The organism is Rhizorhapis sp. SPR117 (assembly GCF_021742065.1).
Map to the genome: position 1 here is coordinate 1 of NZ_JAKKIE010000256.1, position 309 is coordinate 309.

General features: G+C 56.0%; 1 pseudogene. It reads right to left on the bottom strand.

What is annotated here, in order from left to right:
- Positions 1-86: 86 nt before the first annotated feature.
- A pseudogene (locus L3X40_RS22265) lies at positions 87-236 on the bottom strand (IS5/IS1182 family transposase); the annotation flags it as partial.
- Between the last annotated feature and the right edge of the window lie 73 nt (positions 237-309).

The window sequence follows — 309 nt, forward strand, 5'->3', positions numbered from 1 at the left end:
TAAACCATCGAAATGAGGGGTCCCTTTTAGACGCCGATCACCCCGCTAACGGGGTCCTTTTTGCATGCCGATCCACAAACATGACGTGCTGTGAGGCCATCGAGCAGGCCTTCGATCTGGGTGATGTCATTGCGTTCCCCGCCCGTCAGAATGAAGCGAACGGGATTGCCAAGTGCATCGGTGGCAGCATGAACCTTGGTGCTCAAGCCGCCTTTTGACCGTCCCAGCGCGTGAGTGTTGATTGTCGCTGAGAAGTGACCCGGTATTTTCATCGAGAAGTGACCCGGCTGGTTTATGTCCCGCGTTGCG